The organism is Pantoea sp. X-Soil-MYKO-1289 (assembly GCF_059730625.1).
In genome coordinates, this window is the sequence record NZ_AP036004.1 from 3,382,089 (window position 1) to 3,399,884 (window position 17,796).

The 17,796-nt window shown below is 61.1% G+C and carries 18 protein-coding genes; 8 read left to right on the top strand and 10 right to left on the bottom strand.

The window, feature by feature from the left end:
* Positions 1-61: 61 nt before the first annotated feature.
* On the top strand, positions 62-778 hold the full coding sequence (arcA, locus tag AC6I7Z_RS16115; protein ID WP_123798056.1) for a two-component system response regulator ArcA: 717 nt from the start codon (positions 62-64) through the stop codon (positions 776-778).
* A gap of 134 nt (positions 779-912) precedes the next feature.
* Here arcA and creA read toward each other — a convergent pair whose 3' ends face one another.
* Entirely contained in the window at positions 913-1,389 is a 477-nt protein-coding gene (gene creA, locus AC6I7Z_RS16120) for a protein CreA (protein WP_033749411.1), read from the bottom strand.
* A 193-nt stretch (positions 1,390-1,582) separates the two neighbouring features.
* On the opposite strand from creA, the gene robA reads away from it, so the two are divergent.
* Positions 1,583-2,461 carry an MDR efflux pump AcrAB transcriptional activator RobA gene (gene robA / locus AC6I7Z_RS16125; protein WP_497814943.1) on the top strand — a complete coding sequence of 293 codons (879 nt, stop codon included), beginning with the start codon at positions 1,583-1,585 and terminating at the stop codon, positions 2,459-2,461.
* Between the two features lie 34 nt (positions 2,462-2,495).
* On the opposite strand, the gene gpmB is transcribed toward robA, so the two are convergent.
* A complete protein-coding gene (gene gpmB, locus AC6I7Z_RS16130; RefSeq protein ID WP_033749409.1) occupies positions 2,496-3,143 on the bottom strand; it encodes a 2,3-diphosphoglycerate-dependent phosphoglycerate mutase GpmB in 648 nt (215 codons plus the stop codon).
* 51 nt (positions 3,144-3,194) lie between these two features.
* On the opposite strand from gpmB, the gene yjjX reads away from it, so the two are divergent.
* Positions 3,195-3,713: an inosine/xanthosine triphosphatase gene (gene yjjX / locus AC6I7Z_RS16135; protein WP_497814944.1), complete on the top strand. Its 519-nt coding sequence runs from the start codon at positions 3,195-3,197 to the stop codon at positions 3,711-3,713.
* On the opposite strand, the gene trpR is transcribed toward yjjX, so the two are convergent.
* On the bottom strand, positions 3,688-4,035 hold the full coding sequence (gene trpR, locus AC6I7Z_RS16140) for a trp operon repressor (RefSeq protein WP_497814945.1): 348 nt from the start codon (positions 4,033-4,035) through the stop codon (positions 3,688-3,690). The two genes, yjjX and trpR, sit on opposite strands and share 26 nt — an antisense overlap.
* Before the next feature lie 45 nt (positions 4,036-4,080).
* The gene (gene sltY, locus AC6I7Z_RS16145) at positions 4,081-6,000 is read right to left on the bottom strand and encodes a murein transglycosylase (RefSeq protein ID WP_096072547.1); all 1,920 of its coding nucleotides are present in this window, start codon (positions 5,998-6,000) and stop codon (positions 4,081-4,083) included.
* Positions 6,001-6,348: 348 nt separating this feature from the next.
* Between sltY and deoR the strand changes: the two genes are divergently transcribed.
* The 4 genes from deoR to AC6I7Z_RS16165 all read left to right on the top strand — a co-directional run bounded on the left by deoR (position 6,349) and on the right by AC6I7Z_RS16165 (position 11,590).
* A complete protein-coding gene (gene deoR / locus AC6I7Z_RS16150) occupies positions 6,349-7,122 on the top strand; it encodes a DNA-binding transcriptional repressor DeoR (RefSeq protein WP_497814946.1) in 774 nt (257 codons plus the stop codon).
* Positions 7,123-7,255: 133 nt separating this feature from the next.
* Entirely contained in the window at positions 7,256-8,923 is a 1,668-nt protein-coding gene (ettA, locus tag AC6I7Z_RS16155; protein WP_033749401.1) for an energy-dependent translational throttle protein EttA, read from the top strand.
* A gap of 230 nt (positions 8,924-9,153) precedes the next feature.
* Positions 9,154-10,311 (top strand): mandelate racemase/muconate lactonizing enzyme family protein, encoded by a 1,158-nt coding sequence (locus AC6I7Z_RS16160; protein ID WP_497814947.1) that lies wholly within the window; start codon positions 9,154-9,156, stop codon positions 10,309-10,311.
* Entirely contained in the window at positions 10,304-11,590 is a 1,287-nt protein-coding gene (locus AC6I7Z_RS16165) for an MFS transporter (RefSeq protein WP_497814948.1), read from the top strand. The genes AC6I7Z_RS16160 and AC6I7Z_RS16165 overlap by 8 nt, the downstream gene beginning before the upstream one ends.
* Positions 11,591-11,616: 26 nt before the next feature.
* Here the strand turns inward: AC6I7Z_RS16165 and nadR are convergent, their stop codons facing one another.
* From nadR to serB, 3 genes are read right to left on the bottom strand one after another with little or no spacing between them, the layout of a single operon-like run.
* A complete protein-coding gene (gene nadR / locus AC6I7Z_RS16170; protein ID WP_497814949.1) occupies positions 11,617-12,855 on the bottom strand; it encodes a multifunctional transcriptional regulator/nicotinamide-nucleotide adenylyltransferase/ribosylnicotinamide kinase NadR in 1,239 nt (412 codons plus the stop codon).
* Between the two features lie 50 nt (positions 12,856-12,905).
* The gene (gene radA / locus AC6I7Z_RS16175; RefSeq protein WP_033749394.1) at positions 12,906-14,288 is read right to left on the bottom strand and encodes a DNA repair protein RadA; all 1,383 of its coding nucleotides are present in this window, start codon (positions 14,286-14,288) and stop codon (positions 12,906-12,908) included.
* A 10-nt stretch (positions 14,289-14,298) separates the two neighbouring features.
* Positions 14,299-15,276 (bottom strand): phosphoserine phosphatase, encoded by a 978-nt coding sequence (gene serB / locus AC6I7Z_RS16180; protein WP_497814950.1) that lies wholly within the window; start codon positions 15,274-15,276, stop codon positions 14,299-14,301.
* Positions 15,277-15,384: 108 nt separating this feature from the next.
* Here serB and AC6I7Z_RS16185 point away from each other — a divergent pair, with 108 nt between their 5' ends.
* Positions 15,385-16,044, top strand: coding sequence for a YtjB family periplasmic protein (locus AC6I7Z_RS16185; RefSeq protein WP_497814951.1), 660 nt, complete (start codon positions 15,385-15,387; stop codon positions 16,042-16,044).
* A gap of 194 nt (positions 16,045-16,238) precedes the next feature.
* Here AC6I7Z_RS16185 and yjjG read toward each other — a convergent pair whose 3' ends face one another.
* Genes yjjG through AC6I7Z_RS16200 form a run of 3 tightly spaced genes read right to left on the bottom strand, consistent with a single transcriptional unit; the run spans position 16,239 to position 17,759 of the window.
* Entirely contained in the window at positions 16,239-16,919 is a 681-nt protein-coding gene (gene yjjG / locus AC6I7Z_RS16190) for a pyrimidine 5'-nucleotidase (RefSeq protein WP_048780844.1), read from the bottom strand.
* A 17-nt stretch (positions 16,920-16,936) separates the two neighbouring features.
* The gene (gene rimI, locus AC6I7Z_RS16195) at positions 16,937-17,377 is read right to left on the bottom strand and encodes a ribosomal protein S18-alanine N-acetyltransferase (protein WP_033749390.1); all 441 of its coding nucleotides are present in this window, start codon (positions 17,375-17,377) and stop codon (positions 16,937-16,939) included.
* Entirely contained in the window at positions 17,349-17,759 is a 411-nt protein-coding gene (locus AC6I7Z_RS16200; protein WP_497814952.1) for a DNA polymerase III subunit psi, read from the bottom strand. Before AC6I7Z_RS16200 ends, rimI begins: the two co-directional genes overlap by 29 nt.
* Positions 17,760-17,796: the final 37 nt, after the last annotated feature.

Sequence of the window (17,796 nt, forward strand, 5' to 3'; positions counted from 1 at the left end):
GAGCCTGAATACCCGCGTACGCCCTGTTTTCGATTTGTTGGCAAATTTTAGGTAGCGAAACATGCAGACCCCACACATTCTTATCGTTGAAGACGAACTGGTCACGCGTAACACCCTCAAGAGCATTTTTGAGGCGGAAGGTTATGTCGTGTATGAGGCAACCGACGGCGCTGAAATGCATCAGGTATTGACCGATAACGACGTCAATCTGGTGATCATGGATATCAACCTGCCAGGTAAAAACGGCCTGTTGCTGGCGCGCGAGCTGCGTGAGCAGGCAAACGTGGCGCTGATGTTCCTGACCGGTCGTGATAATGAAGTGGACAAAATCCTTGGTCTGGAGATTGGCGCGGATGACTACATCACCAAACCGTTCAACCCGCGTGAGCTGACTATCCGCGCACGCAATCTGCTGTCGCGCACCATGAATCTGGCGATGCCGAACGAAGAGCGCCGTCAGGTGGAAAGCTATAAGTTCAACGGCTGGGAGCTGGATATCAACAGCCGCTCGCTGATCAGTCCTAACGGCGAACAGTATAAGCTGCCGCGCAGCGAGTTTCGCGCCATGCTGCACTTCTGCGAAAACCCGGGCAAAATTCAGACCCGCGCCGATCTGCTGAAGAAGATGACCGGCCGCGAGCTGAAGCCGCACGACCGCACCGTCGACGTCACCATTCGCCGCATCCGCAAGCACTTTGAATCTACGCCGGATACGCCGGAGATCATCGCCACCATCCACGGCGAAGGCTACCGTTTCTGCGGCGACCTGCAGGAATAAAAAACCTGCCGGAATCGAGGGTTGGCTGGCATTGTGCCAGCCTGGCCCGCGCGGACAGGCACCTCATCCCTGAGGTGCGCCCGTAAACGGGTCAACGCGTTGCGTTGTTCAAAAATGCCCCGAAGGGCGTTTTTTTATTCCCGCCAGGGCATAATCGGCACCGCGCTCAGCGCATTCTTCGGCGATCCCTCAACCACCCTGTCAGAGTAACTCAGGTAGATCAGCGCATGGCGCTTCTGATCGAAGAAACGCACCACCTGCAGCTTTTTAAACACCAGCGAGGTGCGCTTCTTGAATACTACCTCGCCCTGCGCCTTGCCCTGCGCGATGGCGTCGCTTAGCTCAACCGGCCCGACCTGCTGGCAGGAGATCGCCGCATCGGCGGTATCTTCGGCCAACCCCAGGCCGCCCTTAATGCCGCCGGTTTTCGCCCGACTGATATAACAGGTTACATTTTTTACATCCGGATCGTCGAACGCCTCCACCACGATCTTATGATCGGGCCCAAACATCTTGAATACCGTATCTACCGAGCCGATCTCTTCGGCCAGAACCGGCGACGCCAGCAGCAGCGTGGCGAATGAAGCAGCGAAAAAGCGAGATATTGTCATAGCGTTACCATTGCAAACCTAATAGACGAGCATGTAATGTACTGGCAATTGTCCGCGTTGACCAAACCAGAACCGGTTTTATCCCACATTGACATGGCACAATCTCCCAACAAAACGGCCCACGCCTGATGTGCAATTAGTGCTATTATTCGGCGACTGCGTTAGTCGCACCCAGAGAGTATGAGGATGTTTTATGGACCAAGCCGGTATCATTCGAGATTTGCTTGTCTGGCTGGAGAGCCATCTGGATCAGCCCCTTTCACTGGACAACGTTGCCCTGAAAGCGGGTTATTCTAAATGGCATTTACAACGGATGTTCAAAGATGTAACGGGCCATGCGATCGGCGCTTATATCCGCGCTCGCCGCCTGTCTAAAGCGGCCGTGGCGTTGCGCCTTACCAGTCGCCCGATTCTGGACATCGCTCTGCAATACCGTTTCGATTCCCAGCAGACCTTTACCCGCGCCTTTAAAAAGCAGTTTAACCAGACGCCCGCATGGTATCGCCGCTCCTCGGAATGGAATTCGTTCGGCATTCGTCCGCCGATTCGCCTCGACGATAACAGCATGCCGGAGTCGACCTTCGTCACTCTGCCGGAAACCGTGCTGGTCGGGCAAACGCAAACCTATAGCTGCACCCTGGAGCAGATCTCCAGCTACCGCGACGAGATGCGCATCCACTTCTGGAAGCAGTTCTTGCTGGAAACCGACACCGTTCCGCCAGTGCTTTACGGCCTGCATCAGGTGCGCGCCAGCCAGGAGAAGGACGACGAGCAGGAGATTCTTTACACCACCGCCGTGCCGTCCGATCAGGCGATTAACCTGCACTCCGGCCAGAGCGTGCTGCTGGAAGCGGGCGACTACGTGCAGTTCACCTATAACGGCCCGCGCAACGAGCTGCAGGAATTTATCCTGCTGCTCTACGGCACCTGCATGCCGACGCTCGGCCTGACGCGCCGTCAGGGTCAGGATATCGAACGCTTCTACACCCATGGCGGCAAGAAGCGCCCCGAGCCACCGAAAGAGATCCGCTGCGAATATCTCATCCCGATTCGCCGCCAGCAGGCGAGCTGACCGTTAAGATGCCGTCATTACGACGGCATTTTTTTTAGCGCTGCAGCTCATCCAGCGCGGGCGCGTCAAGGTGCGAAATATCGCCCGCCGTTTCCACCACCCAGCCTTCCGCCAGCCAGGCGCTCTGCTGGTGATCGACGCGCGAGATAGAGCAGTTGCGCAGGCGCAGGCGGCGCTCCGCATGGGCCGGCAGGCCAAGAATGGTGCTGATTAGCACGCCGAGCGCCATACCGTGGCTCACCAGCAGCGGTCGGCTGCCGGCGGGCAGCGCCAGACAGGCGTTCAGCGCCTCATGCATGCGCGCCGCCATCTCCGCCATCGATTCGCCCTGCGGGATGCGGCCGTCTACGGTGCCGTCCACCAGCGCGCTGCGCCAGCGCTCTTCCTCTTCGGTTAGCCCGTCCAGCGGACGCTTCTCCAGCACGCCCATATTCAGCTCGCGCAGGCGCGGCTCCAGCGTCACCGTACAGCCGCAGGCGTCGGCGATGATCTCGGCGGTGCGCTGGGTGCGGCCCAGATCGCTGGCGATAACATGGGTAATGCCAAGATGTTTTACGCGCTCGCCCACCTGGTGGGCCTGTTGCTCTCCTTTCTCCGTCAGCGGACTGTCGGATTGTCCCTGAATGCGGCGCTGCGCATTCCATACCGTTTCACCGTGACGAACAAGATAGACCTGTAGCATGCTGAGTTTCCGTTATACTGCGACAAATTTGCCTAAAGGGTTCAATAGATTATGTACCAGGTTATCGCAGCCACCATCAATCCGGCAAAAATTCGCGCAATCTCTCAGGCGTTCAACGACGTTTTCGGCGAAGGATCCTGCCATATTCGCGGGGTCGAGGTCGATAGCGGCGTCGCGGCGCAGCCCCTGAGCGATGCGGAAACGCGAACCGGCGCACGCCAGCGCGTCGCCAATGCGCGTCAGGTCGCGCCGGAAGCGGATTTTTGGGTGGCGATTGAGGCCGGTATCGAAGCGGATTGCGCCTTTGCCTGGATGGTGGTCGAGAACGCCGATCGGCGCGGCGAGTCGCGTTCCGCCAGCTTTACGCTGCCGCCGGTAGTGATGGCGGGCCTGGCCGCCGGACGCGAGCTGGGCGACGAGATGGCGCAGCTGACCGGCGTAGAGAATATCAAACACAAAGGCGGCGCTATCGGCGCCCTTACGCACGGCCTGCTGACGCGCTCCAGCGTCTATCATCAGGCGCTTATTCTGGCGCTCTGCCCTTTTACTCATCCGCTTTATCAGCGCTAAGGTCGCCGCGTCCCAGCTGCGCCTCCAGCCAGCGCCGCAGCTCAGGCGGCGCCTCTTTCAGGCTGTTCGACCCGCGCGTAATGGTGGCGATGCCGACGCCCAGCTCGTTTTTCAGCTCGCGCTGGCTCATCGCGCCGTTCATCAGCTCTTCGACGATGCGCAGGCGCGTGCCGAGCGCTTCGCGCTCGTCCGGCGTCAGCATCAGCTGCAGCAAAGGCAGCGCCACGTCATCGGCGTAAGCCTGCTGCATCAGGGCGATAAAGCGCCGCCAGTTATCTTCAGAAAGGGAATGTTGCGCCGACCGGGCGGGAGATTGCGTCATCAAACAGGCTTCCGTACTCACTAACGAGTACGGAAGCATAGCACGCTAGTAGCGGCGGTTCCACTCGCTGTCCGACAGCACCTTATCCGGTTCGCCCATAAAGTGGCGGTAGTAGGCGTCGTAGGCCAGCACGTTTTTCACGTAGCCGCGCGTTTCAGAGAAGGGAATGGTCTCGATAAAGGCGACCGCATCGAGATTGCCCGCGCTGACGTTCTGCCAGCTGCGCACGCGCCCCGGCCCCGCATTGTAGGCCGCCGAGGCGAAAATGCGGTTCTGCCCGAACTGCTGATAGACATACTCCAGATACTGGGTGCCGATCTGAATATTGGTCTGCGGATCGAGCAGCTGGTTGCTGTTCATATAGCCGGGAATGTTATACATCTTCACGGTGTGCGCCGCCGTCGCCGGCATCACCTGCATCAGGCCGCTGGCGCCGACCGGCGAACGCGCTTTCGGGTTCCAGGCGCTCTCCTGACGCGAGATCGCCATGGCGTAGCTTGGCGCGATGCCTTTGTCGCGGGTATTGCTCTTATAGAAGCTCTCCCACGCCAGCGGGAAGCGCTCTTTCAGGCTGTCCCACATCTTCGCCGTGATGGTCGCCTGCACGCTGAGATCCCACCAGTCCTGCTCGTTGGCGTAGCGCGCCAGCATCTGCTGCTGCGTGTGGTTTTTGCTGGCGATGAGATTGGCCCACTCGCTGCGCGCCAGGTTATCCAGCCCCCAGTACATCAGCTCGCGCACGCGCGCCAGCTCCGGTCCCTGCACCGTCGCGCTGTCGGGCTTCGGCGCCTCGTCGATCTGCAGCGGATATTTCACGCCCAGCCGCTGCGCCGCCACCATCGGGTAGAAGCCGCGCGCCTGCATCAGCTTATGCAGGATCTCGTCCGCCTCCTCTTTGCGCCCCTGCGAATAGAGCAGATCGGCCTGCCAGTACTGCCATTCGTCTTTCTCTTTCGCCTCGAGCGGCAGACGCGCGATCCAGGTATTCAGGCCGCGGCGATCGTTTTGCGACAGCGCCAGACGCACGCGGCGTTCGATCAGCGCCGTAGACTGGCTGTTCATCACCACGGCATCGCGCCAGCGCGCCTGCTCCGAGGTTAAATCGCTGCCCATCATGCGCCAGACCACGATCTCTTTCAGCGCCTGCTCGTCGTCCGCTTCCATCTTCTGGCCGCGCACCAGCAGTGGGATCATGCTGCGCGCATTCTCCATATCGGCGCGCGCGACGCGGGTAAAGGCGTAAATCGTCGCCTGACGGGTAAAATCGGTCGGCCCGACGCTCTGCGCGAAGTTCACCACCGTCTGCGGATCGTTCTGCAAGGCGAGCACGCCAGTGGCGATGGTCTGATAATCTTCCGGCAGGCTTTTCGCCAGGAAGCTCACCAGGCTGTCGTTGCCCGCCTTCATCGCGAGGCGAATACGTTCCAGCACGGTAATCGGCGACATCTGGCCGGAGGATTGCCAGACCGAGAAGAGGCGGTCGCAGTCGTTCGGCAGCGCGGTGCCGCGCAGCCAGATCGCCTTCGCGCCCTCAAAGGCCTGCTGCTGCGCGCCCGTCGCCCATTTGGCGTAGAGCCAGTTGCAGCGCGCCTGTACCGGCGTCGGCGCTTCCGGGCTGAAGCTGAGAATACCCTGCCAGTCCTGGCGATGCGCCAGCACGTTGACGAAGCGGGTTTTCAGCGAGCGCGCCGGCGGCAGCGTCGGATATTGCTGGATAAAGTTGTTAACGGCGAGCGGCGTTTCCTGATCGAGATCCTGCGCCAGCAGGCGGTACTGCAGGTAAGGGTATAACGGATAATCCCGCAGCGTCGGCAGCAGCTGCTCTACCGTCGCCATCTGGTTGCTGTCCCACGCCTGTTTAATCTGTTGATAACGTTCTCGCTGCTGATCCAGTGAGTCTGCCCACGCGCTGCTGGCCGCTCCGGCCAGACAGATCCCTATCATCCAGTTACGCCACTTCTCCACGAAAATCTCCTCTGTTGCTGCTCTCCGGCTGCGTGCCAGGCATTCTTCATGCTAACCAGGGGAAACGGCTCTTGCCATGTTCTTCACAAAATTTACGCAGCGCGCCGCACAGGCTGGCTAAAAGCGCGTTGCTGGCTGGCGCGCGACAATGACATTCTGTTAAAAACCCGTGTAAAAATAAGGCGCGCATGGCGGCGTTTGCGGGGCGATCTGATTACGGGTAAGATTGATCGCCTGCCGGCCTGGACGCGCAACGCATTAAAATTGCGGCAATTATCGCGGTTAACCGGATATGCCCTCTCCTCCAGGGCGCATCACTCTCGGCTATCAACCACAACAGAGACCTCTATGGAAACCCGGCGCGACGAACGCATTCAGAAACTGACCCTGGCGCTAAAACGCACCGACAAGCTGCATCTGAAAGACGCCGCGCAGCTTTTAGGCGTTTCGGAGATGACCATTCGGCGCGATCTGAGCGAACCGGCATCGACCGTGGTGCTGCTGGGCGGCTATATCGTCAGCGATCCGAAAAACCATGGCGGCCACTATTTCGTTTCGGATCAGCATGGTCAGAACGCGGCGAAAAAGCAGCGCCTGGCGCAGGCCGCCGCCAGCCTGATCGGCGAAAACGACACGGTATTTTTCGACTGCGGCACCACGATCCCTTATATCGTCGATGCCCTGCCCGAGGATCTGCCCTTCACCGCCATCTGCTGCGCCATGAATACCTTTCTGGCGCTCAAAGAGAAACCGGCCTGCAACGTGATCCTGAGCGGCGGCGAGTTTCACGCCGACAACGCCCTGTTCACGCCGATCGGCGCGCACTCGATCCTTGACGACCTCTGCCCGACGCTGGCGTTTATCTCGGCGGCCGGCATCGATATTGAGCAGGGCGCGACCTGCTACAACCTCAACGAGCTGGCGATGAAACATCACGCCATGCTGCGCGCGCGCCAGCGTATTCTGGTGGCGGACAGCAGCAAATTCGGCAAGGTGCTGCCCGCACGCATCGGCGAGCTGCACCGCTTTGACCTGCTGGTCAGCGACAGCGCGCCGGACAATGCGCTGGCGGAGTGGCTGGCGCAGCAGCCGCTGCCGCTGCGTCTGCCCGAGTCGGTCTGACTCCCGCCTTTTCTCTTTACGCGTAACAACGCCGCGCGCCCGGAATTATCCCGGCGCGCGGCTGGGATTAGCCAGGCAAAAAGGCTAAACTTCGTCACTAATTCACCCACCAGAATCAGAGGCTCATTACAACGTGGCTCAATTCGTCTATAGCATGCATCGCGTCGGCAAAGTGGTTCCGCCGAAGCGTCATATTCTAAAGAACATCTCCCTCAGCTTTTTCCCGGGCGCGAAAATCGGCGTGCTCGGCCTGAACGGCGCGGGTAAATCCACGCTGCTGCGCATCATGGCGGGCATCGATAAAGATATCGAAGGGGAAGCGCGTCCGCAGCCGGGCATTAAAGTAGGTTATCTGCCGCAGGAGCCGCAGCTTAACCCGGAACAGACGGTGCGCGAATCTATCGAAGAAGCGGTCTCCGAAGTGGTCGGCGCGCTGAAGCGTCTGGATGAGGTTTACGCGCTCTACGCCGAGCCGGACGCCGACTTCGACAAGCTGGCGGCCGAACAGGGTCGTCTGGAAGAGGTTATTCAGGCGCACGACGGCCATAACCTGGAAACGCAGCTGGAGCGCGCCGCCGATGCGATGCGCCTGCCGGACTGGGACGCCAAAATCGGCAACCTTTCCGGCGGCGAACGTCGCCGCGTGGCGATGTGCCGCCTGCTGCTGGAAAAACCGGACATGCTGCTGCTGGACGAACCAACCAACCACCTGGACGCCGAGTCCGTGGCCTGGCTGGAGCGCTTCCTGCACGAGTTCGAAGGCACCGTCGTGGCGATTACCCACGACCGTTACTTCCTCGACAACGTTGCGGGCTGGATCCTTGAGCTGGACCGCGGCGAAGGCATTCCGTGGGAAGGCAACTACTCTTCCTGGCTGGAGCAGAAAGATCAGCGTCTGGCGCAGGAAGCCTCTGCTGAAGCCGCCCGTCGTAAATCGATCGAGAAAGAGCTGGAGTGGGTACGTCAGGGCACGAAGGGCCGCCAGTCTAAAGGCAAGGCGCGTCTGGCCCGCTTTGAAGAGCTGAACAGCACCGAATACCAGAAGCGTAACGAGACCAGCGAACTCTTTATTCCGCCGGGTCCGCGTCTGGGCGATAAAGTGGTCGAGGTGAAAAACCTGACTAAATCCTACGGCGACCGCGTGCTGATCGACGATCTCTCTTTCTCGGTGCCGAAAGGCGCTATCGTCGGCATTATCGGTCCGAACGGCGCGGGTAAATCGACCCTGTTCCGCATGATGACCGGTCAGGAGCAGCCCGATGCCGGCAGCATCGAGCTGGGCGAAACCGTCAAGCTGGCGTCGGTCGATCAGTTCCGCGACGCGATGGATAATTCCAAAACCGTGTGGGAAGAGGTTTCTGGCGGACTGGACACCATGCGTATCGGCACCTTCGAGATGCCGAGCCGCGCCTACGTCGGCCGCTTTAACTTCAAAGGCACCGACCAGGGCAAACGCGTCGGCGAACTCTCCGGCGGCGAGCGCGGTCGTCTGCACCTGGCGAAACTGCTGCAGGTTGGCGGCAACCTGCTGCTGCTTGACGAACCCACCAACGACCTGGATATCGAAACCCTGCGCGCGCTGGAAAACGCCCTGCTGGAGTTCCCGGGCTGCGCCATGGTGATCTCGCACGACCGCTGGTTCCTCGACCGTATCGCTACCCATATCCTCGACTATCAGGATGAGGGCAAGGTGGAGTTCTTCGAAGGCAACTTCAGCGAGTACGAAGAGTACAAGAAACGCACCCTCGGCGCGGACGCGCTGGAGCCGAAGCGTATCAAGTACAAGCGTATTACCAAGTAATCCAAAAGGCGGCAGCGATGCCGCCTTTTCTCTTTTTGTGACTGCCTGCGCCTTTCTCTGTCGCTTCGCCCAATTCTTCCCGCTATTGCGCCTTTAACCCTGGGCTGCTGCCCGATGCCGCGTCAACACCCGCTTTTTATACTCGCTGATGATCTGACCCGATCCACCTTACCGTTCCGGCAGGCTCTGATAATAATTCGCGCCGGAGGTCATCTTACGAGGTCTATGGCATGAAAATAGCTTCAATTGACGTCACGCGTATCGCCATCCCGTTTGACGCGCAGCGACGCGCGCCTGAACACCAGGAAACCACCTTTAATGCCGCCTCCTCTTCTCTGCGCCGCATGGAAACGCTGCTGGTTAAAGTCACCTGCGACAACGGCCTGTGCGGCTGGGGCGAAGCCTTTGGCCATCTGGCCAATCCCGTCACAGAACAGGCGATTTGCACGCTGGTGGCGCCGGCCTTTATCGGCAAACCGCTGCCGGATTCACCAGACGCCATCGCCGCCCTGATGCAGCAGGCGGAAAAAGCGCTGCACGCTTTTGGCCGCAGCGGCCCGGTGCGCTACGCGCTCTCCGCGGTGGATATCGCCCTGTGGGACGCGCTCGGCCAGCGGCAACAACAGCCGCTCTGGCAGCTGCTTGGCGCTGCGCGGCAGCGCATTGAGCGCTACGCCAGCCTGGTGAGCTACGACAACCAGCCCGCCGCCGTCGCCGCGCAGGTAAAACGCGCCTGGGATGAGGGCTTTACCACGCTGAAACTGCACGAAACCACCTTCGACGCCATTCAGGCCGCGCGCGCCGCGCTGCCGGCGCAGGCGGAGCTGCTGGTCGACGTCAACTGCCCCTGGACGCGCGAAGAGGCCGCCCGGCAGGCGCATGAGCTGCGCTCGCTCCAGCTCGGCTGGCTTGAAGAGCCGATCTGGCCGCCCGACGATTATCAGGGGCTGGCGCAGCTCAAGCGCGTCGGCGTGCCGCTGGCGGCGGGCGAAAACGTCGACGGCGACTGGGGCTTTATGCATCTGCTGGAAAACGGCGCGGTGGATGTGGCGCAGCCCAGCGTGGCGAAAGTGGGCGGCATCAGCGCGGCGCTGCGCGTGTTCGCCGCCGCGCAGCAGTACCGCGTGCGCGTGGTACCTCACTGTTTCTATTACGGCGCCGGCCTGCTGGCGACCGCGCATCTGGTGGCGCTGCTGCCCGACGAGGTGAAGCTGGAAACGCCCTGGATCGATTTCGAAGCGCGCCTCTATCCCGATCTGCCGCGCGACGTCGCCTTTACCCTCTCCTCGCGTCCCGGCCTGGGCTACGCGCCGGATGAAGAGGTGCTGCGCCACTACCGCCTCTCGCTGAGTCAGATTACCGATAAAGGAGTCCGCCGCTATGCGTAAAAACTATCGCGTGGTGATCGCGCTGCTGCTCTTCTTCGCCGGCATGCTGAACTATCTCGACCGCGCCGCGCTCTCGGTGATGGCGCCGCTGATTAAAAGCGATCTGCACATCAACGACGCGCAGATGGGCATCCTGTTTAGCTGCTTTTTTATCGGCTACTGCGCCTTCTGCTTTCTCGGCGGCTGGGCGGCGGATCGCTTCGGCCCGCGTCGCGTCTACGCCTGGGCGGCGGGCGTCTGGTCGCTGTTTTGCGGCGCCACCGCGCTGGTCACGGGCTTCGCCCATCTGCTGATTGTGCGCATGCTGTTCGGCATCGGCGAAGGGCCGATGGGCACCACCACCAACAAATCGATCGCCAACTGGTTTCCCAAAAAAGAGACGGGACGCGCGGTCGGCTTTACTAACGCCGGGCAGCCGCTTGGGGCGGCGATCGCGGCGCCGGTGGTCGGGCTGGTAGGTCTGCACTACGGCTGGCGCATCGCCTTTATCGTTATCGCCCTGCTGGGCTTTGTCTGGGTCGCCTGTTGGCTCTGGCTGTTCCGCGATAAGCCGGAGGATCATCCGCGCGTCGGCCCAGTCGAACGCGAGCTGATCAGCCGCCATCGCCCGGCAACCCAGGCGGCGGCCGCGCCGCAGCAGGATCGCCATTCCCTGTGGCGCTACGTCTTTTCGCTGCCGGTGCTGGGCGTGGCGAGCGCCTTTTTCTGCTTCAACTACATCCAGTACTTCTTTCTCTCCTGGCTGCCAAGCTATCTCACCGATTTCCAGCATCTGGATATCAAAAGCATGAGCATTATCGGCGTGCTGCCCTGGCTGGGCGCGACGGCGGGCTTTCTCGGCGGCGGCATCATTTCCGATATGCTGTTCCGCCGCACGCAAAACTTTTTGCTGTCGCGCAAGCTGGTGATCTTCGTCGGGCTGGCGGTGGCGGCGCTCTGCGTGCTGCTCACCGCCTGGAGCCGGGATGTGGTGAGCGCGGTCACGCTGATTACGCTGGCCAGCGTGTTCGCCTATATGACGCCGCAGGCGTGCTGGTCGCTGCTGCAGGATATCGTGCCGGCGGGACGCATCGGCACCGCAGGCGGCTTTGTCCATCTGCTGGCGAATCTGGCGGGGATTCTGTCGCCGGGCATTACCGGCTTTTTGATCCAGTATGGCGGCGGCTACCATACGGCATTTCTGCTGGCGAGCGCGCTGGCGGTGGCGGGCATGCTGCTGCTGGCGCTGCTGGTGCGGCAAAAAGGGGTTAATACGCTGCGCGCGCTGGCGGCGAACTGAAGCGCGCGGGGGCGAGGCCCCCGCTTTCAGGCAGGGGTCTTGCCGTCCATCATCCCCTTCACCAGCTCGATACAGCGCAAAAAGCGCGTATCGTAATCGTCCTCGCGCACGTGCACAAAGTCGACGTTGTTCTCCCGCAGCATGGTCACCAGCATCGACTGGAACTCGCGGCGGTCCACCGAGCTGCCCAGGCTGCGCAGGCCGTCCGCCACCCAGGGCACGTTATTCTCCAGCAGGATCACCAGATCGAAACGGTATTCGTCGATCAGCGCCTGCACGAAGGGGTGCTCCCGGCCTTCATACTTCAGGCAGAACGCCTGGGTAGTGATGAAATCGGTATCGATAAAGGCGACTTTATTGGCGTACTTCACCGCAAAGTCGATGTACTGCGCCTGGCCGAGGGCGATCTTGTCGTAGTCGGAATATTGCAGCGCCATCTCGTCGCCGCCGAGGTGAGAGAAGACGTAGTCGCGGCCATACTCCCAGGCGCTGGTGGTGTTGAAAATGTTGGCCAGCTTGTTGACCAGCGTCGATTTGCCGCTGGATTCGCCGCCGAGCACGGCAACGGTGCGCACGAAAAAGGGCTTCACCTCGGTCGGAATATATTCCCAGTAGCGAAAGGGATCCTGACGGATCTGCGCGCCGCTGATATTCATAAAGGATCGCGCCGGATCGACCAGCACGGTGCGCACGCCCAGATGCTGCTGATACATCTCCGCATCCGCGGTTTCGCTGGTGTAGATGCAGTCGGGCGCGATGCCCTGATCGCTGAGAAAGGTTTTTACCCCTTCGCTCCAGACGTCCCAGCCGTGCGGGTAGGGCTCAATGCCCTCTTCATTAAACGAGTGAATGCGAATGTTTTTTTGATACTTGAAGGTTTGCAGCAGCCAGCGCAGCCGATCGCTGATGGTCGGCTGCTGCGACATGGCGCTGTTCTCGAACAGCTCGCGATCGCGCGGCTCGTCGTGCCCCATAATAATATGCAGCTCGTCGACCTGGCTGCAGGCGCGCTGGATCAGGTAAATATGGCCGGTATGCAGCGGATAGAACTTGCCGAACACCACGCCGACGGTTTTATCGCGGCGCGGAAACTCCAGACCCAGAAAGCGATGCAGCGCTTCCAGCTTTTGCGCGCTCGGGCTTTTGATTTTGGCGTTGAGCAGCTGGCTCAGATAGCCCTTGGTCATCCCGCTGGCGTCGGCCACCTGCTGCAGGGTATGCCCCTGCTGGCGAATGGCGGTTTTCAGATAGTCGAACGACGTCATGCTGCCTCCTGCATGGATTGAAGTTGCCTGCGAGTTTACCCGCTCAGCCTTTAAAGCTCATCCAGTATCGCCAGCGCGTCCGCCAGTTTTTTCGCGCTGTAAACCTTCATGCCGTCGACCGCTTTCTTCGGCGCATTGCCGGCCGGCACGATGGCGCGCTTGAAGCCGTGTTTGGCCGCTTCGGAGATACGCTCCTGCCCGCTCGGCACCGGACGGATCTCGCCCGCCAGCCCGACTTCGCCGAAAATCACCAGATCCTGCGGCAGCGGACGGTCGCGCAGGCTCGACACCATCGCCAGCAGCAGCGCCAGATCGGCGCTGGTCTCGGTGACCTTCACGCCGCCGACCACGTTGACGAAGACATCCTGATCGGCCATCTGCAGGCCGCCGTGGCGATGCAGCACCGCCAGCAGGATCGCTAACCTGTTTTGCTCCAGTCCCACCGCGACGCGGCGCGGATTGCCCATCATCGAGTGATCCACCAGCGCCTGGATCTCCACCAGCAGCGGGCGCGTGCCTTCCCACACCACCATTACGGAGCTGCCGGAAGTGACCTCGTCGCCGCGCGACAGGAAGATCGCCGACGGATTGCTGACCTCGCGCATCCCCTGCTCGGTCATGGCGAATACGCCCAGCTCGTTAACCGCGCCGAAGCGGTTTTTATGGCTGCGCAGCGTGCGGAAGCGCGAGTCGGCGTCGCCGTCCAGCAGCACCGAACAGTCGATGCAGTGCTCCAGCACTTTCGGACCCGCCAGCGAGCCATCTTTGGTGACGTGGCCGACCATCACGATCGCCACGCCGCGCGTTTTGGCGAAGCGCGTCAGATAGGCGGCGGTTTCGCGCACCTGCGCCACGCTGCCCGGCGACGACTGAATATCCGCCATGTGCATCACCTGGATGGAGTCGATCACCATCAGCTTCGGCTCTTCCTGCTCGGCGATCTGGCAGATCTGCTCGATGCTGGTTTCCGACAGCATGTTGAGGTTTTCGCTCGGCAAACCGAGACGGTGCGCGCGCATCGCCACCTGCTGCAGCGACTCTTCGCCAGTGACGTAGAGGGTTTTCATCTCCTGCGCCAGGCGACACATCACCTGCAGCAGCAGCGTCGATTTCCCCGCGCCGGGATTGCCGCCGATCAGGATGGCGCTGCCCGGCACCACGCCGCCGCCCAGCACGCGGTCGAACTCTTTGAAGCCGGTCGAGAAACGCGGCAGCGCCTCCAGGCTGATTTCCGACAGCTTCTGCACCCGGCTGACGCCCGCGCTGCCGGCGTAGCCGCTCAGGCGCTCATTGCGCGCCGCCGCCGGCGACGCCGCAATACGCACTTCGGTGATGGTGTTCCAGGCGTGGCAGGCGCTGCATTGCCCCTGCCAGCGCGGATAGTCTGCGCCGCATTCGTTACAAACGAAGGCGCGTTTTGCCGCTTTGGCCAAATCAATACCTCTAACGCTCTTCGTGAATCAAGCTGCCGCTGAGGATGCAAAATACGCCCATCAGATCGGCGTGACGGATAGTCACCTGCGTCTGCTCATTCACTTTGGGTTTAGCATGATAAGCGATACCCAGCGCCGCAGCCTTAATCATCGGCAGGTCGTTGGCGCCGTCGCCGATGGCGACGGTTTGCTCCGGCGCGATGTCGAAACGCTGCGCCAGCTTCTTCAGGGTATCCGCTTTGTATTGCGCGTCGACAATCTGTCCCAGCACTTCGCCGGTCAGCCTGCCGTCGCGCATCTCCAGTTCGTTGGCGGCGACGTGCGCCAGATGCAGAGTATCGCGCAGGTATTCCGCAAAATAGGTAAAACCGCCGGAGGCGATCGCCACCTGCCAGCCCAGCGCCTGCAGCTTCTGCACCAGCTCGGTCAGCCCTGGCATCAGCGGCAATTCGTCGCGCACCTGCTTCAGAATATTGGCGTCGGCGCCTTTCAGCGTCGCCACGCGCTGGCGCAGGCTGGCGGCGAAGTCCAGCTCGCCGCGCATCGCGCGCTCGGTCACTTCCGCCACCAGCTCGCCGCTGCCCGCCAGTTTGGCGATCTCGTCGATGCACTCGATCTGAATCGCAGTGGAATCCATGTCCATCACCAGCAGGCCCGGCGTTTTCAGATGCGGGATCTTGCCAAGCGGCGCGACGTCGAGGCCGTTCTCGTGCGCCAGCTTCGCGGCGCGCGGCGTCAGCGAACCGGCCAGACGCACCACCTGATAGTCGTCGACGCGCCAGGCGCTGACGATCACCATCGCCGCGCCTAACTGATGCTGATAATCGGTAAGCTGTTGTTTAGTCAGTTCACGACCATACAGCAGCCAGCCGGTCCGACCGGCACGGTAGTCCAGCGGCATCACTTCGTCGCCGCTAAGGGAAAGGGGTAAACCCGGCCATTCGGAGAGTTCGGCGGGCAGATCGCACCAGGTAAGACGGTTCGGCATCAGAGCTCCTGTAGGGGGACAACAAAACCACGCAAGAGGCTACCTTGTCTGCGCCGCTTCTGGCAACATAATCTCCTGGTTTCTGTTGTGACGTGACACAGGTTATCGATGGCTAAAAGGGCACTGAAATTTCGCTTACATCGCACGGTGATTGTGCTGATCTCGCTGGCGCTGTTGGTCGTCCTGATGCAGGGCGCCTCCTGGTTTAGCCTCGGCCATCAGATGGCGCGCTCCGAACAGGTCGAAGAGCTGGCGCAGACCCTGACGAAGCAGGTCGCCTTTAGCCTGTCGCCGCTGATGGACAACAGCGACGATAACCGCAGCCAGATCGAAGCCATCCTCAACCAGATGACCACCAACAGCCGCATTCTCGACGCCTCGGTTTACGCCGACGACGGCAGCCTGGTGGCGCACAGCGGCGAAAACATCAACGTGCGCGATCGTCTGGCGCTCGACGGCAAGCGCGCCGGCAGCTACTTCAACCATCAGCTGGTGGAGCCGCTCGGCAACAGCGACGGCCCGCTCGGCTTCCTGCGCGTGACGCTGGATACCCATGTGCTGGTCACCGAGTCGCGTCAGGTCGACAACACCACCAATATTCTGCGCCTGATGATGCTGCTGGCGCTGGCCATCGGCATTATTCTGTCGCGTACGCTGCTGCGCGATCGCCGCACCCGCTGGCAGCAGTCGCCCTTTCTGCTGACCGCCAGCACGCCGGTTAAAGAGGATCGCGACGACGAAGGCGAGAAGAAAGAATCGGTGCCTTAAGCCACAGGCGCGCCCTGTTTATCGGTTTTCGCCATTTAATATGGGGTCCACCAGAGCGTATTCAAGCAAAAGTGCAAGCCCATTCACGTCGAATGAATAGATTCGTGAATAGATTCGTGAATAGATTTTAAATGAAAAGAAGCCCGCTTTGCGGGCTTCTTAGCTTTGAATCAGCTGCTACGGTGAATAGATACTCAGGCGAGCAGCAGCGCCTTCAGCTCGCCCAGCGAGGTCACCGTCCAGGTCGGGCGAATCGTCTCTGGCAGCGGTCGCGTGCCGTGGTCGATCCAGCAGGTTTTTAAACCGGCGTTCATGCCGCCGAGAATATCGGACTCCGGCGTATCGCCCACCATCAGCACGCGGCTGCGATCCGGATTGCCCATTTTCTCCAGCGCGTAGTCGAAAATAGCCGCGTCCGGCTTAGGCACGCCGACCTGCTCGGAGATCACCAGCGCCGAAAAGTAGTCGCGGAAGCCGGTGCGCTCCAGACGCGCCTGCTGCAGCGCGGTAAAGCCGTTGGTGATGATGCCCATCGGCACTTTGTTGTGCAGCGCATGCATCAGGCTGACCGCGCCCTCCAGCGGCATGCAGATCTCCGACATGGCGCTCAGAAAGCCGCTGTTAAGCACGTCTGGCGCCACGCTCAACTTTTCCGCCCAGCCGGTAAAACGCCGCGTCTGCAGCTGCAGCGCGGAGATGGCGCCGTTCTGGTAATCGACCCACAGCGGCTTGTTGATCGCCTGATAGTCGGCGTAATCCTGATCGGTGAACTGAACGTCGTAACCGGCGAAGAGACGCTGCAACCCGGCAAACGCGTCGAAGTGGAACAGGGTGTCATCGGCATCGAACAGGATGCAATCCCAGTCTTTTAACATTACAGCTCCTTAAAAGCCTACAGCGTCAGCGCCATGATGATGGCGTCTTCACGTCCGCTGGCGGTGGGATAGTAGTTGGGACGGCGGCTCACCTGGTGAAAGTCGAGCTGCTCGTACAGGGCGATAGCGGGATGATTAGAGGCGCGCACTTCCAGCCACAGCGTCATCACGTCGCGCTTCTCCAGCTCGGCGATAAGATGCTGCAGCAGCTGACGCCCGTAGCCGCGCCGCTGGAACGCGGGATCGACGGCGATATTGAACAGCGACGCCTCATCCAGCACCACCTGCGTAATGGCGAAGGCGGCCATCACGCCGTCAACGTCGAGGCGGTAGTTAAGAAAACGCTCGCCCTGGTTGCTGGCGAAGGTCTGTTCGCGCCACGGGAATGCGTGGCTGCGGCACTCGATGGCGAAAGCCTGGGCGGTGTCCTCAGGGGTGAGGAAAGAGATCGCTGTCATGGTTACACATCTGTTGCCAGAGCGCGCGTTTCGCCGCGCCGCTGCTGGAGAGTTCATTTAAAGAGGCTGAATGAAGCGCGACGCCGCTAAAGGGGTGCGGCCCGTCGATGCCGATCAGCCAGCCCGCGCAGTCGAGCGATTCGGGCAGCATCTGCAGCTGATCGGGCGTCAGCGCCATCACCTGGGCGGGCTGCAGGTCGAGCACGTGCAGCACGTCGCGCACCAGCGGCTCGTGCAGGCCGGGCGCGACATCGGCGACGATAATCAGCCTGGTGCCTGGCGTCAGCCGTACCGCGATTTCGCCCTGAAGCACGCGCGGGCGTCGCAGTTGATACTGCGTTATTCCCATTTGCTGTAACAGCCAGTCGCGCCTGGACGTCATGATTTACCCTTGATGTGCTGCCGGAATGCGACGCTAT

Coding starts and splice junctions, on each gene's coding strand:
- yjjG (WP_048780844.1), bottom strand. CDS start 16,919: ATGTTAAAAGACTGGGATTGCATCCTGTTCGATGCCGATGACACCCTG.
- AC6I7Z_RS16165 (WP_497814948.1), top strand. CDS start 10,304: ATGCGTAAAAACTATCGCGTGGTGATCGCGCTGCTGCTCTTCTTCGCC.
- nadR (WP_497814949.1), bottom strand. CDS start 12,855: ATGACGTCGTTCGACTATCTGAAAACCGCCATTCGCCAGCAGGGGCAT.
- AC6I7Z_RS16200 (WP_497814952.1), bottom strand. CDS start 17,759: ATGACGTCCAGGCGCGACTGGCTGTTACAGCAAATGGGAATAACGCAG.
- arcA (WP_123798056.1), top strand. CDS start 62: ATGCAGACCCCACACATTCTTATCGTTGAAGACGAACTGGTCACGCGT.
- rimI (WP_033749390.1), bottom strand. CDS start 17,377: ATGACAGCGATCTCTTTCCTCACCCCTGAGGACACCGCCCAGGCTTTC.
- AC6I7Z_RS16185 (WP_497814951.1), top strand. CDS start 15,385: ATGGCTAAAAGGGCACTGAAATTTCGCTTACATCGCACGGTGATTGTG.
- trpR (WP_497814945.1), bottom strand. CDS start 4,035: ATGACGCAATCTCCCGCCCGGTCGGCGCAACATTCCCTTTCTGAAGAT.
- creA (WP_033749411.1), bottom strand. CDS start 1,389: ATGACAATATCTCGCTTTTTCGCTGCTTCATTCGCCACGCTGCTGCTG.
- AC6I7Z_RS16160 (WP_497814947.1), top strand. CDS start 9,154: ATGAAAATAGCTTCAATTGACGTCACGCGTATCGCCATCCCGTTTGAC.
- gpmB (WP_033749409.1), bottom strand. CDS start 3,143: ATGCTACAGGTCTATCTTGTTCGTCACGGTGAAACGGTATGGAATGCG.
- deoR (WP_497814946.1), top strand. CDS start 6,349: ATGGAAACCCGGCGCGACGAACGCATTCAGAAACTGACCCTGGCGCTA.
- robA (WP_497814943.1), top strand. CDS start 1,583: ATGGACCAAGCCGGTATCATTCGAGATTTGCTTGTCTGGCTGGAGAGC.
- yjjX (WP_497814944.1), top strand. CDS start 3,195: ATGTACCAGGTTATCGCAGCCACCATCAATCCGGCAAAAATTCGCGCA.
- serB (WP_497814950.1), bottom strand. CDS start 15,276: ATGCCGAACCGTCTTACCTGGTGCGATCTGCCCGCCGAACTCTCCGAA.